This is a genomic window from Candidatus Phytoplasma palmae, from assembly GCF_046896035.1.
Taxonomy (GTDB): Bacteria; Bacillota_I; Bacilli_A; order Acholeplasmatales; family Acholeplasmataceae; genus Phytoplasma; species Phytoplasma palmae.
Genome location: NZ_JBIPDD010000047.1, coordinates 1 through 380, shown reverse-complemented (window position 1 = coordinate 380; position 380 = coordinate 1). Strand labels below are relative to the sequence as shown.

The 380-nt window shown below is 25.5% G+C and carries 1 protein-coding gene; it reads left to right on the top strand.

Annotation, left to right across the window (positions count from 1 at the left end):
- Nucleotides 1-40 precede the first annotated feature (40 nt).
- Complete coding sequence (locus ACHMP6_RS01890; protein WP_412097830.1) at nucleotides 41-361, top strand: Fe-Mn family superoxide dismutase; 321 nt, start codon at nucleotides 41-43, stop codon at nucleotides 359-361.
- The last annotated feature ends 19 nt before the right edge of the window (nucleotides 362-380 follow it).

Below are 380 nucleotides of genomic sequence, written 5' to 3'. Positions count from 1 at the left end.
AGGGGCTTAGATTAATATCTAGTAATAGAAAAACGGTCTAATTCTATCTCGATTAAATAATGGTGGTGGTTTTTTAAATCATTGTTTTTTTTGGTCAATTTTAAAATTAAATACAAAATATGATGAAAAAGATGAATTACATAAATTTATTAAACTTTATTTTGGAGATTTAGAAAATTTTAAAAATCAATTTTCTTTGCAATCGCAAAAACTTTTTGGAAGTGGTTGGACTTGGTTAATTTTAGATTTTGAAAATAATTTAAAAATTATTTCAACTTCTAATCAAGATGTTGCTTTATCATTAGGACATGTTCTTTTAGGTATAGATTTAGGGCGCGAAATGATGCCTAATTATGAGTGATTTCACGTATCACGAACAT